This is a genomic window from Sinomicrobium soli (genome assembly GCF_003285545.1).
Classification (GTDB): Bacteria; Bacteroidota; Bacteroidia; order Flavobacteriales; family Flavobacteriaceae; genus Sinomicrobium.
This window is the reverse complement of the sequence record NZ_QLNV01000010.1, coordinates 30,274-45,569: the sequence shown is the minus strand read 5'-3', so window position 1 is coordinate 45,569 and position 15,296 is coordinate 30,274. Positions and strand designations below refer to the sequence as shown.

Sequence of the window (15,296 nt, the reverse complement as noted above, 5' to 3'; positions counted from 1 at the left end):
TGTGATAATGTGGTAATGAGGGGATGGGTGCCTATACTTGCAGGGCTTTCCCGATCAGTTTCTGTACTGCTGGGGGAAGTTTTAATTTCAGGGCGGCTTCCTGACCGGGTTCGGACATCTTGTTCCATGTTTTCCGGATAATGTCAATGAGTTTTTCCTCCAGGTGTTTTGCTGCAAAGTCCTCGAGGTAGTACTGCAGGAATACCAGGCATACCACATCTTCCAGCACCTGGCTTTCGTATGATTTTTTTAGCTGCTTTTTCCGGATAAGTGATGAAACACGTTCGATAAAATCATCGTCATAACCGGTGTCTTCCAGTATTTTTCCGGTTTTTTCGGCGTGAAATCTTTTGAGGGCTTCTCTCCATTTCAGGTAACCGGTCCTGTCTGGGGGGTATGTGTTGCGCGGTATGGTCCACCGGCAGATATGCTGGGCACGGGCCGCGACCTGTAACTCCGGGGAAGCATCGGGGTAAAAGTCCAGCAATTTTTCGGTCATACGCCGGGAGTAGAGCACCTCTCCGGGAAAAGAAACCCCTCCCACAATTTCCGTATGGGGGTCTTTTGCATTTTCGGCGTCGATTCGCGCAATGGCCATTTCAAATTTTGATACGTGCTCCATGGGTTGTGGTTTTGGAGGATGATACTACAAAGTAAAACAATTTATATCGTAAAACGGCTTGTGATTGCCCGGAAAATTAACGCATGGCCGGTTGGTGGTATTACCCGAAAGGAATGCCGGAAGTGTCTACACTTTCTTTTCCGGAATGATATTCCTGTTTTTTCCCCGGTCCAGGTAAGTGCCGATGATCTGTTGAATGTCGGGATAATGTTGCCGGGCCGTTATAAAGTGCTGTAGTTCTCCGTAATGAAGGACGCTCTGGTCTGCGGGGATAAAACCATGTCCGGAATAATGATCGTCCCGTATCTCTATCAGGGCTTTTTCATCGCTGGTCCTGCCCTTTTCGACGATCATGAAGTTTTTTCCGGAATCGCGTATGGCCCGGACAGATTGCAGGACCCGTTTATTATAGGCCTCCGGAGCTTCCTCCCCCCGGCATATCCCCGGACAGTTCCTGATCCTGTAGTGGGAACAGGTCTGGCTGTTCGACTGTAGCTGGGTGAACCTGGGGCAGAGGTCGAATTTTTCACAGAGGGCCTCGAGAAAGGCAATACACCCGGTGACGGAGTAGAACACTTTCAGGGGCTGCCTCACCTGTTTCAGGGGGCTGTACCCCAGGTGGATGATCCCCGACCTGTCGGTATAACTGATGATCCCGAAGGCCTTCGGGCTCCTCTTTTGTGCTGTGTTGTACCTGGGGTAGTGCTTTTTGATCTCGGCAGCTTCCCTGATAAGGGCCAGTAATTCGCTTCCTGTTTCTTCAAAATCGATGCGGGCGGTTTCAGATGACATGGCGATCTCTTTTGCCTTTTTGTCATAGAAGTGCCCCAGCACCCTTTTTTTGATATTTATCGCCTTTCCCACATAAATGATATGGTCTTTCTGATCCATGAAATAGTATATCCCGGGTGTTTCCGGGAGGCGGTCGAAAACTTCCCTGGGAAGTAGTGAGGGAAGTGCGCTTTCACCGGAACGGGGATGGAGTTGCTTGCTGATGATATCCTCGTGGTCGTGCTGCAGCAGTTTTTCAAAAAGAATGACAGTGGCATCGGTATCTCCCTTCGCACGGTGCCTGTCCCGTATGGCAATGCCCAGATGACTGCACAGCTTCCCGAGGCTGTATGAACGCAGGCCGGGGAAAATATGCCTGGAGAGCTTTACGGTGCACAACTTCTTTCTCCTGAATTCCATCCCGGCCCTTTGGAACTCCTTCCGGATGATATGGTAATCGAATCCGGCATTATGGGCTATAAATATCCTGTCTTTGGTATATTGTTCAATAGTGTCCGCAAGATCGGCAAAGGCAGGGGAGTTCATCACCATATCATTGTCAATGCCGGTAAGCCCCGTAACATACGGCGATATGGGAATTCCGGGATTGACAAGACTGTGGAATTCTTCAACGACCCTTTTGCCGTCGTGTATGGCAATAGCAATCTCCGTGATCCTGTTATGATCACCTCCCAGTCCCGTAGTTTCCACATCGACAATAGCGTACACAAGATATCTTTTCTCCTGATAAAGATATTGAACTCATAGAAATTTTTCCCGATAGAAGGCAAAATAATCTTTTAACCCTGTATTTAGCCGCGGTGAAACCGGGATGTCCCCGTGCTGTATGATCACAGTACCGGTTCTCCGCGGATACCTTCGAAAAACTCATAGGCTTTCTCGATCTCTTCCGGGGTGGCCTTCTGGAATTCCTCTTCCGTAATGCCATAGACCTGCTGCAGGGAGTCCAGGGTATGCAGCAGTTTTTCGCGGATTTCCCGGTAGGCCGCGGAATCGTTGATATTGTGGTTTTCTCCCGGGTCTTTCTCCAGGTCGTACATCTCCCAGCGGTCGATATCATCGTAAAAATGCATCAGCTTGTACCGGTCTGTCCTTACCCCGTAATGTTTTTTGACCATATGAAAATCGGGATAGCCGTAGTAATGATAGTAAACGGCATTACGGAAGTTTTCCTGGTCGGCTTCACCTTCCAGCAGGGCGCGCATGGATTTTCCCTGGAAATCCTCCGGGACCGGGATCCCGGCGTACTCCAGGAGCGTGGGTGCAAAATCGAGGTTCTGTGTCAGTGCCTTTATTTCGGTATTTTTCCTGATGTGTCCCGGGTATTGTACCAGCAAGGGCATACGCAGTGATTCTTCATACATAAACCGCTTGTCGAACCATCCGTGTTCGCCCAGGTAGAAGCCCTGGTCTGAAGTATATATGACTATGGTGTTTTTATCCATGCCTTTTTCCTTGAGATAGTCCAGGATCCGCCCTACACTTTCGTCTACCGAGGCTATGGTGGCCATGTAATCCTGCAGGTATCGTTGTCCTTTCCATTCCGCCAGGGCCTTACCGGTCAGGTGTTCCCGGTGCATGGCATCGTTTTTCGGAAGGTAAATGCTGTCCCACTGGCGACGTTGTCCGGGAGACATCCGGTCGAAATCATTGGTCCAGGGATTGCTGGCAAGAGTGGTACTTCCTTCGGCAATACTCATTTTCAGGTCATGACCTTCGTACATGTCTTCATAGATTGTCATGAGCTGTTCTTTTGCGGCGTCCTGTCCTTCATAGGAAGGAAAATAATTATCGGGAAGGGGAAACTGTACAGAGTCGTACATCGCGGCATGGCGCAGGGCAGGCATCCAGTTCCGGTGGGGGGCCTTGTGGTGCATCATCACGAAGAAGGGCTGGGTGCTGTCTGTGTTTTTATCCAGCCAGGCCAGGGTTTTGTCGGTAATGAGATCGGTAGCATAACCGGGAGTTACGGTGGTATCGGAGCCCTGTATAAACTCCGGGTTGTAATAATTTCCCTGGTCGTTGAGCATGTCCCAGTAGTCAAAACCGGTAGGACTGCCGTGGAGGTGCCACTTCCCGATCATGGCGGTGCGGTATCCTTCCTTTTTCAGGTATTTCGGCAGGGTAGGCTGGCTGCCGTCAAATCTTTCGCCGTTTTTCCGGAAACCGTTCCTGTGGCTGTGTTTTCCCGTGAGTATAACAGCGCGGCTGGGCCCGCAGATGGAGTTGGTACAGAAATTATTTCTGAAAATGGCCCCGTTCCGGGCTATCCGGTCTATGTTGGGAGTAGGGGCAATCCGGCCGATGGGGTGGCCATAGGCGCTGATAGCCTGCTGGGCGTGGTCGTCGGCCATGATAAATATGATGTTCGGCCTTTCCGGTACGGGGGTAGCTGTGCGTTCTTTTTGTGCACAGGAAAACAGCATCAGGCATATTCCGGCGCAGAGCAATAAAAGGGTATGGGTTTTCATGGTGGTGTAATTTTGGTTATTGATTCTTAAAAAGCCCCGTAAAATTAAAACGGCTTTCCCGGATAGCCTTGTATATTGCCATTGCGGTAGGGAAGAAACCCGGGTACTTGTTTTAAGTGGTTGATTGTTATGGGTTTATTTTGTTTTTTTAATGGTTCGTAACTCCCTGTTTTAACAGGTTGATGTAGTATTGATGTGGGGTGTTCAGGGGGTGATAGCCCTGTGACAGGCAAAAACGGCCCGCGGAAAACGGGCCGGAATTACCTTTTCTGTAAAAGGCACGGTGTATGTGGATACTTATGATCCTTGTGTTGTAAATGGTCTGTGAGCAGATAAGTCTCCTTTCGGGGGAAGGAAAGGATCCGGAAGATGTGATTGGTCAGGAGTAAATATAGAAATATTTGCGGAGAAGACGAAATTATTTATTCGTTTTCCGTGTTTCCGCTTCCCGCCGTATGCAAACCCGGGAACGGATTTAGCCGTTGGCTATTGATTTCAGTTCCTGAATGGTCTCTTCCGGGGTTTTGCTTTTGAATACAAAACTTCCGGCTACCAGGACATCAGCTCCTGCATCTACCAGTTTTCCGGCATTGGCAGTGCTTACGCCGCCGTCTATCTCGATCAGGGTAGACGCATTGTTCCTGGTGATGATCCCCCTGAGGTCGGCCACTTTTTTATAAGTGTGCTCTATAAAGGATTGTCCGCCAAAACCGGGGTTTACACTCATGATACATACCAGGTCTATATCGTTGATAACATCTTCCAGCAACCGGACGCTGGTATGCGGGTTCAGGGCGACCCCTGCCTTCATGCCTTGTGCTTTTATGGCCTGGAGTGTGCGGTGAAGGTGGGTACAGGCTTCGTAGTGTACGGTGAGATTGTCGGCTCCCAATGCGGCGAAGGTCTGGATATAGCGGTCCGGGTCCACGATCATCAGGTGTACGTCTATGGTTTTTTCCGCATGTTTTTTTATGGCCTCGAGCACCGGCATGCCAAAAGAGATATTGGGGACGAAAACACCGTCCATAATGTCGATGTGAAACCAGTCGGCCCCGCTTTTGTTTACCATTTCGATATCCCTTTGCAGGTTGGCAAAGTCGGCTGCCAGAACGGAGGGGGCTATGAGTTTTTGTGCCATAACGGATGTGTTGTCTTTTTCGCGCTGCAAAAATAAGGTAAATCTTTGACTTCCGGATTGCTGTAAAAGAAAAACTCCGGCACATGGCCGGAGTTCATCCATCAATCAAAAAACGAACAGTTATGATAAACTGTTGTTGCCTTGCCCGTAGAGACGCAAAATCTTGCGTCTCTACGATTTTTGCGTCTCTACGGGTACCGGGGTTTTTACCCCAGATAGGTTTTTAATATTTTGCTGCGGGAGGTGTGCTTCAGCCTGCGGATGGCCTTCTCCTTGATCTGTCTGACGCGCTCACGGGTCAGGTCGAAGGTCTCGCCGATCTCTTCCAGCGTCATGGGATGCTGATCTCCCAGCCCGAAATACAGCCTGATCACATCGGCTTCACGGGGAGTAAGGGTTTCCAGTGCCCTTTCGATCTCGGTACGGAGCGATTCGTGCAACAGTTCCTTATCCGGATTCGGTGATTCCCCGCTCCTGAGCACATCGTACAGGTTGGAATCTTCCCCCTCTACCAGTGGAGCATCCATAGATACGTGACGTCCGGAATTCTTCATGGATTCCTTTACGTCATTTACGGTCATGTCCAGCTCCTTCGCGATCTCCTCTGCCGAAGGTACACGCTCGTGTGCCTGCTCGAGGAAGGCGTAAGTCTTATTGATCTTGTTGATGGAACCGATCTTGTTCAAAGGCAGACGAACAATCCGCGACTGCTCGGCAAGCGCCTGCAGAATGGACTGTCGTATCCACCATACGGCATATGAAATGAATTTAAAACCCCGTGTTTCGTCAAAACGCTGTGCAGCCTTTATAAGTCCCAGGTTGCCTTCGTTGATAAGATCGGGCAGGGTCAGCCCCTGGTTCTGGTACTGCTTGGCCACCGATACCACAAAACGCAGGTTGGCTTTGGTCAGTTTCTCCAGGGCCCGCTGGTCTCCCGCTTTGATACGCTGTGCCAGTTCTACCTCTTCATCTGCCGTAATCAGGTCTACTTTCCCTATTTCCTGAAGATACTTATCCAGGGAAGCAGTTTCCCTGTTGGTCACCTGCTTCGTAATCTTAAGCTGTCTCATTTAATCTTCTCCTTGAATTTTTTGTTGTGTACAATTGCTTATGCAGTTGGTTATACGTATTATTGACGTTAAATGTTACAAAAAGAAAATCCAACATTACCGGGAGGCCCTTCCGAAAGGTGTTTTTGTGGTTTTATGAAAGAATTAACGGACGTGGGTTGCTTTTTAATATATTTGTTATCAGTTGTTTATGTATGATTTTGGACTGTAGATTTCTTCGGCTTGCACTGGTGTTAATGTTTTTACAAATATTTGTTAAAACCGTTAACGCACAGGCATTGGTCGCCCCGGTAAGCAACTTTTCCGCAAATGAATACCGTGCTGCAAACCAGAACTGGGACATAGCTATTGACGATGACGGCCTGGTCTTTGTGGCCAATCACCAGGGGTTGCTGACCTATAACGGGCAGCACTGGAGAAAATACGAATTGCCGGAAAGGACGATCATCCGTTCCGTTCATGCCGATGGAAAACGGGTGTATACAGGATCTTACGAAGAGTTTGGCTACTGGGAGAAAAATGCCTATGGCCAGTATGGCTATACTTCACTTACAGGGCTTATCCCCCCGGAGCATGAACTCAACAGTGAGGAGTTCTGGGAAATTATCCGGTGGGGAAACTACATTGTGTTTCGTTCCTTTACTGCAGTGTATCTTTTTGACGGTTCGCAGATCGAGGTACTCGATCCTGACGTTATCATCACCAAGATACTGGCCTATGGTGACAGGCTTCTTATGGGGGCCGGTACGGGAGAAGTGTATTCCTATAGCACGGAGGATGGTATGGAACCTGTTCCGGGCACGTCGGCCATCGGCAATCCTGTTGCCGATATGGCAGTGCTGGGACACCGGATCATTATAGGGACCAAATCGAAGGGGTGTTATATATATAGTCCTGAAAACGGAACACTGAACTACTGGCAGCACCCCCTGTCTGCCAGGCTGGAGGAGGACGAACTGAACAAGCTGTGTGTTACCGGTAAGAACAGTATCGCTTTCGGGACCATTAAGAACGGGGTGATATTATACGATTTTTCCCGGGATAAAAGCAGTACGGTCAACCGCCATCTCGGTTTGCAAAACAATACCGTACTGGGAATGTATATGGAAGACGGCGATCTCTGGCTGGCGCTGGACAACGGGATAGACATGATCGATATACAGTCCGAATTTGTCTTTTTCAAGGAAGACAGCGGAGAGCTGGGTACCGTATACGACCTGGCTTTTTACAACGGTAATATTTACCTGGGGAGCAATACGGGGGTATATTATTTTCAGAACGGAGAGATGGTCTTTATGGAAAACTCACAGGGGCATGTATGGGACCTTGAAGTGGTGGAGGGACGCCTGCTGTGCGGCCATAATTCGGGGATATACGACATCAGTGAAAACCGTTTCGAGAAGATCTCCAATGCTCCCGGCGGGTATGCCATCAGGAAGATACCGGATATGGAACACACCTATATATGGTGTAGCTATATAGGCCTGTCCCTGCTGGAATACAAGGCAGGCCACTGGGAGGAAAGACGTATTGACGGGATTACCTTTCCGGTAGATCACATCGAGTTCGAAGACCGGAATACGGTATGGGCATCCCATCCGTATAAGGGGTTTTTCAGGATAAGACTGGATGAGGAATACCGGAGGGCATTATCGGTAGAAGATTTTGAACATCCTTCCATGAACGGCACGGGTACCCGCATATTCCGTATTGGCGACGATATCACATTTTACAATGAAGGAAACTGGTATGCCTACAACCCCGATAGCGGTACCATAGAAAATTACGTGCCGTTCAGGGATTACAGGAACAGAAAACTGCTTTTTCAGGACGGGTCGTATTACTGGTTTACCGATACCAGGCACCGGGGTGTCCTGTATACCGACATGAAGCGTGATACCCTTATTGTACAGCAGGAACTGAGGCAACGGCTGACCCCGCAGTTCGAAAAAATGATAAAACAGGACGATTCCCTGTACTATTTTACGCTTAATGACGGTTTTGCCAGGTTCAACCTCAGTCGTTTCAGGGAACTTCGCCAGAGGCATAACGCGGAAACCGTGGGGGTAGATCGTGTAGAGACTGCCGATACCTTATACGATTTTACCGGAAATGCAGGAATACCCTTTAAACAGGCCTCTTCCCTGCGTTTTTTTGTCTATTACCCCCGCCATGCGGGGCAGGATTTCGGCTATGAGCTCTCGGGGCCGATGGCACAGCGGGGAATTGCACAGCAGGGGGTCCTTACCTTCCAGAATCTCACCTACGGCGATTATACCCTCAGGGTGTGGCCGGTGGCCCTGGGCCCCGGCAGTGAGGCCGTGCTGGAGTACGTTTTTGAGATACATCCGCCCTGGTACCTTTCGGTATGGATGAGGGGGTGTTATCTCTTGATGTTCCTGCTGTTGCTTTATGCGATATACCTGTGGAACAGGAAACTGATCAGGGAACAGCAGCGAAAGCTCGTCAGGAGAATGTACAGGGAAAGTCAGGCCAAAGTGGAAATGCTGGAGCGGAAAAACCTGGAACAGGAGGTACGCATGAAACGAAAGGAGCTGATGAATTCCACCCTTATGATCAGTAAGAAAAACGAGCTGCTCCTGGAGATCCAGAACGAACTGCGGCGGATCAACAGGGATAATGTAAATGAATACCGCGTGAAAAGCCTTATAGCCCGGACCGGTGAGGCCATACACAACCAGGAAGACTGGCAGGTTTTTGAGACCAACTTCAACCAGTTGCACGAGGATTTTTTCAAGCGGCTGGTAAACAGGTTTCCGAAACTCACCTCAAAAGACATCAAGCTCTGCGGGTACCTGAAAATGAACCTTACTTCAAAGGAAATTGCCCCGCTGATGGGGATTACTACACGGGGTGTGGAAATCCATCGCTACCGGATGCGAAAGAAACTAAGTCTTGATAAAAATCAGGATTTGGTGAAATTTTTGCTGAATATTTAGTGATCGTTTAAAAAATAATACTCTTTTTTAGGTATAAAAAACTCATCATTACTACATCAACATGTTAAAATTTTTAGGAATCTGTTTCTCGAGTATTGTTTTAATGTGTTGTTTTTCAGTTTTTTATTTTTTAATCAGCATGGGTGAGGTGTATTACATCATTACTACGAAGCCGTAAAATCCGGCGTGTACCTAATTTTATCTTCGACTTTAAAATCAAATCTTTTATTATGAAGGTAAAATTGTTTTGGCTGATATGCTGTACGGCATTACTTCCTATAGGAGTTATTGCGCAGAACACATTAAACGGTAAAGTGGTGGATACAAACGACCAGCCCTTACCGGGAGCTAATATTGTAGTGGAAGGGACCAATAGTTATGCGGTTTCCGATTTTGACGGGAACTTCAGCCTGGAAGCCTCGCCCGGCGATGTACTCCAGGTATCCTATGTAGGGTTTAAAAGCAAGAATGTCACCGTAGAAGATACCGGTGATATCGTGATCGTACTCGAAGAAGACACCGCTGAGCTGGACGAGGTGGTGGTTGTCGGGTATGGTACGCAGAAAAAGGCAGATCTGACCGGTTCTATAAGTAGTATAGAAGCGGAAGACATTGTTAAACAGCCTGCATTAACGGCAACTCAGGCGATTCAGGGGAAAGTTCCCGGGATTAATATTATTAACAGTGATCAACCAGGAGCTACTCCTACGGTAATTATTCGTGGACTCGGCACGGCACTTTCCGGAAGGGATCCGTTATATATTGTAGACGGAGTGCCTGTAGATAATATCAAAACCATTAGTCCTTCGGATATATTAAAAGTAGATGTATTGAAGGATGCATCTTCTGCTTCCATTTATGGTTTACGAGCTGCAAATGGGGTAATTATCGTGACTACTAAACAGGGGAAAAAAGGGAAAACTAAATTTACTTTTGATTCTTTTTATGGGGCTAAAAGTATATTAAACCCTGTGAAGATGGCCAATGCTCGTCAGTATATAAATTATTTTAATGAAGGAGCTGCTGCCATAGGGGGATACACCTTGCAAGAGGAGCAAATGTATAATACTGATTGGTATGACGAACTGGCCCAGGTAGGAACTGTTAATAACAATACTTTTGCAGTTTCAGGAGGTGGAGAGCATGTAGACTATTATTTCAGTTATAATCACTATGAAGAAGAAGGTGTTCTGAAGGATCACAAATTCCGCAGGGGAACGATAAAAAACAACAATGTATATAAGCTGTTCGAAGATAAGCTTGTCCTTAGGCAAAACCTCAACATTTCTTTTACTAATGAAAACCCGAAACCCCTGGGTGCTTTTAATAACGCATATCGTCAGTCGCCGTTGGTACCGGTGCATTATGAAAATGGAAGATGGGGGCAGTCTTTTGTAAACCAGACTACAGGGATAGTTACTTATGAAGCTGGTCCCGGAGAATCTGTCGGAAGGTTATACTCTCACGGAAATCCAATGGCTGACTTGTTTTTTCAAAATGAAAAGATACATACTGCCACATTGCAAGGAGGCTTTACGGGAGAATTTGCCATTACTGATTATTTGAAAGCCACTTCCAGATTTGGAGCAACTAAATATTATTCAGATAAGAGAATTTTTAATCCTGTACGGGAGCGATGGATAGCGGAAGATCCAACGAGGACGTATGAACAATTTGAGAATGAAAGAAATAAGTTTGATGAAGGAGCAACACCAACTTCCTGGGCGTATAATTCTCTATCTCTCGAGGATATTGAAACTTTCAGATGGAACTGGGATGCCTTTTTGACTTTCGACAAAACCTTCGATAAACATCATCTTAACGTTGTGCTGGGAGGCTCTAAAGAAAAGACCGACGTCGGTAGAAGATTGTACGGACAAGGGTTCGAAGTGCCTGAAAAAGAACAGTATTGGAGTATACAACATGTGAGTGGTTTTTTTGATAATATTACTGAGAATGTCTATTATACACCGAGAACATTAATGTCATATTTTGCCCGTACCCAGTATGATTTTGACAACAAATACTATATTACGGCTACAATAAGAAGAGATGGATCCAGCGTGTTTAAATCAGGAGAGAATTTTTGGGAGAACTTTCCCTCTTTCGGCCTGGGATGGACGATTTCCAACGAAGATTTTATGAATGGTTCCGAAACAATCAATTTCCTGAAATTAAGGGGAGGATGGGGCCGGCTTGGTAATCAGAATGTGCCGTTTAATGTCAATGAAATAAGGACAAGTACAGGTAGTGATAGTCAAAATTATGTTTTGGGTCCTAATCAGGAGTTAATCTTTGGTGCATCTGTGGCAAGCCCGGTTCAGGATATAACCTGGGAGATTGTGGAAGAATGGGGAGCAGGTTTAGATTTTGAACTAATGGATTATCGCCTGTCAGGTAGTATAGACTATTACGATAAAACGACAAAGAATATGATTCTTCTGGTACAACCGCTTTTGGATTCTCAATTTGCTGAGGATTTCTATGATCATGGTGCAGAGGTATCCAATAAAGGCGTAGAAGTTGCTCTGGAGTGGAAAGACAATTTATCTGACGATTGGTCTTATAGCATCGGAGGAAATTTTTCATATAATAAAAATGTTGTGGAAAATGTCAAACCGGCTTATGACGGTATGACAGGAGGGAGCTTAAATAATGGTAGGATTACCAAAAGACTGGAGGAAGGACAACCCTTAGGAGCCTGGTGGATGTACGAAGTAGAAGGAGTTTGGCAAAATCAGGATGAGATTGATAACAACGCTTCTATTGCAGGAGCAGGGCCGGGACATTTGCGTTATAAAGATCAAAATCAGGATGGAGTGATTGATGACAGGGATAAAAAATTCTTTGGCTCTTATATTCCGAAATATAATTATGGGGTCCGTCTCGGTTTGAACTATAAAAATGTCGATTTTAGTGTGGATGGTTTTGGTGTGGGAGGCAATAAAGTATATAACGGTCTTAAAAGCACCAGAACAAATAGTGAAAATATCACTGTAGATACTTATAATACCCGGTGGACGGGAGAAAACTCTACTAATGCGCATCCAGGAGCTGACCGAGACGTTGAAGCCTCCGATTATTACCTGGAGAGCGGGGCATTTTTCAGAATAAATAATATCACGCTTGGATATACTTTACCTGATTTTTCAAAATATGTCTCAAAACTTCGGGTTTATTTCACGGCACAAAACCCTTTTATGTTTACAGATTATTCCGGATTTACCCCTGAAATTATAGGGAGTGAAGGAGGTAACCCCTACAGGACTGCAGGAGTTGAATTGGCGGCGTATCCGAATACAAAGACATTTTTATTCGGAATAAATCTGGAGTTATAAAAACAACAATTAAATGTGTAATCATGAAACTATTAAGACTTAAGAATATATACATTTTCTTATTTTCGATCATCTTGTTATACGGTTGTAACGAAGATTTTCTGGATGTTGATTCCAGGGAAAGGATCGATGCCGAAGACAGTGGAGAGGTGTTTGAACCTGATGACTATGTAATAAGCAGTTATGGAATGCTTACTGATTGGACTTATGCATTTTCCTATCTCGGGGTTACTGAGATCATATCAGACAATGGAGATAAAGGAAGTACTCCGACGGAAACCGGAACTGATAAACATTTTTTGGATGGATTGACCCATTCTTCAACGACACCTTCAATCACTGATGTCTGGACACACTGGTATAAAAGTATAGGGAGGGCATCCTATGCTATAGAGTATGCAGAAGAATATGGTTTGTCTGATGAAAACCATAAGAACAGGCTGATCGGTGAGGCAAAATTTCTCAGAGCATTACATTATTTCTGGCTGGTCCGTTCCTTTGGGGACATTCCATTACAACATATCGATCTTATAGAGCGGGTTCCCGTAGAAGAGGTCTATGCTTTTATAGAACAGGACCTGACCGAAGCCATCGAAGTATTGCCCCTGAAAAGCGAATACGCTGCTTCCGATCTCGGTAGGGCCACAAAAGGAGCGGCGCAGGCCCTGCTGTCAAAAGTATATTTGTATCAGGAGCGATGGGAAGATGCTCAGAATTATGCCAATATGGTGATTACTTCCGGAGAGTATAGTTTAGAACCCAATTATGAAGATATATGGAGAGAATATAGTGAAAATGGTGTAGAATCCATTTTTGAAGTGCAGGCCAGGGGAGAGCAAATAGCCCATGGAGTAAATCAATATTCTCAGACACAGGCTCCCAGGGGAACTGGTGGCTGGGGTTGGGGATATAATGTACCATCACAAGATTTGCTGGATGCTTTTAATACAGAAAATGATAATATTCGGAGGGATGCAACCATCATATTCAGGGGGGAGACCTTATGGGATGGTAGGGAAGTCTCAGAAAGTGTTGAAAACCCGATGTATAATGAAAAAGCATATTCCAGTGCAAACCTTGGAGATTCTGACGGAGATAAAAATGTTCGCATTCTCCGTTTTGGGGAAATCTTATTGATTCATGCTGAGGCTGCCAATGAATCGGGAGATGCCAATACGGCCCTTTCTTCCCTGAACCGGGTAAGGGACCGGGTAGACCTCCCGTTGATAGAAACGGCAGACCAGGGGCAGCTAAGGGAACTGATCTGGAAGGAACGACGGCTGGAACTGGCCTTTGAACACGACCGCTGGTTCGACCTGATCCGTACCGGGCAGGCCGGGCAGGTGATGAGAGCGCATGGAAAACCTTTTGAAGATGGAAAACACGAGTTATTCCCTATTCCCAACGATCAGATCAATCAAACCCCCGAAATGACACAGAACCCCGGCTGGTAGAGAGACCTCATAATGCTGATACCCGCCGGTATAAACAGAAAATCTTTAGAAAACAGTAGAATAATGATGCGAATATCCGTTTTAACCCTGAGCCTGATTTTTTTTATCGCTTGTAAAAACAATAAAAAAGAGGTAAAAGATGCCTCCGGCGCCCATACGCCGGAACAACAGGAAAATAATGGCGATGGGGAAATACCTGCCGACGACGAACTGCTGGATCTCGTTCAGCGACAAACCTTTGATTATTTCTGGGGAGGTGCCGAGCCCAATTCAGGCATGGCTCCGGAGCGCATCCATATAGACGGGGAGTACCCGCAGGACGATCAGGATGTCGTTACCACAGGAGGGAGCGGTTTCGGGCTGATGGCCATTCTCGTAGGCGTGGAGCGAGGGTTTATCAGCAGGGAAGAAGCCCTGGAACGCTATGAAAAGATCGTCGGGTTCCTGGAGAAGGCCGACCGGTTTCACGGCGTATGGCCACACTGGCTCTACGGGAAAACCGGGAAGGTAAAAGCTTTCAGTACCAGGGACGACGGGGGTGATCTCGTGGAGACTGCCTTCCTGGTACAGGGACTGCTTACCGTCGGGGAGTATTTTAAGGATGGGTCGGATAAGGAAAAGGAACTTGTCTCCCGTATCGACAAACTGTGGCGTGAAGTGGAATGGAACTGGTATACGAAAGGAGAGGATGTACTCTACTGGCACTGGTCGCCCGAACACAAATGGGAGATGAACTTCCCCATAGGGGGCTATAACGAATGCCTGGTCATGTATGTACTGGCCGCGGCTTCTCCCACCCATGCCATAACACCCGATGCATATCACAAGGGATGGGCCAGGAACGGTGATATTGCGAATGATACTACATTTTATGAACTGGAAACGGTCCTCGATCATTACGAGCACGACGATGCGCCGGTCGGTCCCCTGTTCTGGGCGCATTATTCCCACCTGGGGCTTAGCCCGAAAGGGCTCTCCGACAAATACGGGGATTACTGGGCACTCAACAGGAACCACGCGCTGATCAATTACAGGTATGCCACAGACAACCCGGAAAAACACCAGGGATACGGAGAGGACCTGTGGGGGCTTACTTCCAGTTATTCCGTAAACGGGTATCACGCCCACCGGCCCGGAGACGACACGGGGGTGATCTCGCCTACGGCGGCGCTGTCTTCGTTTCCGTATACTCCCGAAGAGAGTATGAAGATGTTGCGGAACCTGTATGGAAAGGGAGATAGTATTGTGGGGAAATACGGGCCTTACGATGCTTTCAGCCCTGAACATAACTGGTATGTGGAACGATACCTCGCCATAGACCAGGGACCTATTCCCGTGATGATAGAGAATTATCGCAGCGGCCTGTTATGGGACCTTTTTATGAACAATAAAGATGTGCAGCACGGGCTGACACGGCTCGGGTTTAACAGCCCTTATATTTCCCGATGAGA

General features: G+C 47.0%; 9 protein-coding genes. 4 read left to right on the top strand and 5 right to left on the bottom strand.

From position 1 onward, the window contains the following. Nucleotides 1–31: 31 nt before the first annotated feature. From DN748_RS13490 to DN748_RS13470, 5 genes are all read right to left on the bottom strand, one after another. Complete coding sequence (locus DN748_RS13490; protein ID WP_112372354.1) at nt 32–622, bottom strand: DUF4202 domain-containing protein; 591 nt, start codon at nt 620–622, stop codon at nt 32–34. Between the two features lie 126 nt (nt 623–748). Further along, entirely contained in the window at nt 749–2,122 is a 1,374-nt protein-coding gene (locus DN748_RS13485) for an exonuclease domain-containing protein (RefSeq protein ID WP_112372353.1), read from the bottom strand. Nucleotides 2,123–2,244: 122 nt separating this feature from the next. Beyond that, a complete protein-coding gene (locus tag DN748_RS13480; protein WP_112372352.1) occupies nt 2,245–3,885 on the bottom strand; it encodes a sulfatase family protein in 1,641 nt (546 codons plus the stop codon). A gap of 475 nt (nt 3,886–4,360) precedes the next feature. Further along, a complete protein-coding gene (rpe, locus tag DN748_RS13475) occupies nt 4,361–5,023 on the bottom strand; it encodes a ribulose-phosphate 3-epimerase (protein ID WP_112372351.1) in 663 nt (220 codons plus the stop codon). A gap of 206 nt (nt 5,024–5,229) precedes the next feature. After that, nucleotides 5,230–6,093 (bottom strand): sigma-70 family RNA polymerase sigma factor, encoded by an 864-nt coding sequence (locus DN748_RS13470; protein WP_112372350.1) that lies wholly within the window; start codon nt 6,091–6,093, stop codon nt 5,230–5,232. Nucleotides 6,094–6,329: 236 nt separating this feature from the next. Between DN748_RS13470 and DN748_RS13465 the strand changes: the two genes are divergently transcribed. From DN748_RS13465 to DN748_RS13450, 4 genes are all read left to right on the top strand, one after another. Next, nucleotides 6,330–9,053: a helix-turn-helix and ligand-binding sensor domain-containing protein gene (locus DN748_RS13465; RefSeq protein WP_146746615.1), complete on the top strand. Its 2,724-nt coding sequence runs from the start codon at nt 6,330–6,332 to the stop codon at nt 9,051–9,053. Nucleotides 9,054–9,283: 230 nt separating this feature from the next. After that, nucleotides 9,284–12,391, top strand: a complete 3,108-nt coding sequence (locus tag DN748_RS13460; RefSeq protein WP_112372348.1) for a SusC/RagA family TonB-linked outer membrane protein — start codon at nt 9,284–9,286, stop codon at nt 12,389–12,391. Nucleotides 12,392–12,414: 23 nt separating this feature from the next. Further along, a complete protein-coding gene (locus DN748_RS13455) occupies nt 12,415–13,845 on the top strand; it encodes a RagB/SusD family nutrient uptake outer membrane protein (RefSeq protein ID WP_112372347.1) in 1,431 nt (476 codons plus the stop codon). Between the two features lie 66 nt (nt 13,846–13,911). After that, on the top strand, nt 13,912–15,294 hold the full coding sequence (locus tag DN748_RS13450; RefSeq protein WP_112372428.1) for a glucoamylase family protein: 1,383 nt from the start codon (nt 13,912–13,914) through the stop codon (nt 15,292–15,294). The last annotated feature ends 2 nt before the right edge of the window (nt 15,295–15,296 follow it).

What these genes read in the sequence shown, in the direction of transcription:
- DN748_RS13490 (WP_112372354.1), bottom strand. Translation starts at nt 622, where the DNA reads ATGGAGCACGTATCAAAATTTGAAATGGCCATTGCGCGAATCGACGCC.
- DN748_RS13480 (WP_112372352.1), bottom strand. Translation starts at nt 3,885, where the DNA reads ATGAAAACCCATACCCTTTTATTGCTCTGCGCCGGAATATGCCTGATG.
- rpe (WP_112372351.1), bottom strand. Translation starts at nt 5,023, where the DNA reads ATGGCACAAAAACTCATAGCCCCCTCCGTTCTGGCAGCCGACTTTGCC.
- DN748_RS13470 (WP_112372350.1), bottom strand. Translation starts at nt 6,093, where the DNA reads ATGAGACAGCTTAAGATTACGAAGCAGGTGACCAACAGGGAAACTGCT.
- DN748_RS13465 (WP_146746615.1), top strand. Translation starts at nt 6,330, where the DNA reads ATGTTTTTACAAATATTTGTTAAAACCGTTAACGCACAGGCATTGGTC.
- DN748_RS13460 (WP_112372348.1), top strand. Translation starts at nt 9,284, where the DNA reads ATGAAGGTAAAATTGTTTTGGCTGATATGCTGTACGGCATTACTTCCT.
- DN748_RS13455 (WP_112372347.1), top strand. Translation starts at nt 12,415, where the DNA reads ATGAAACTATTAAGACTTAAGAATATATACATTTTCTTATTTTCGATC.
- DN748_RS13450 (WP_112372428.1), top strand. Translation starts at nt 13,912, where the DNA reads ATGCGAATATCCGTTTTAACCCTGAGCCTGATTTTTTTTATCGCTTGT.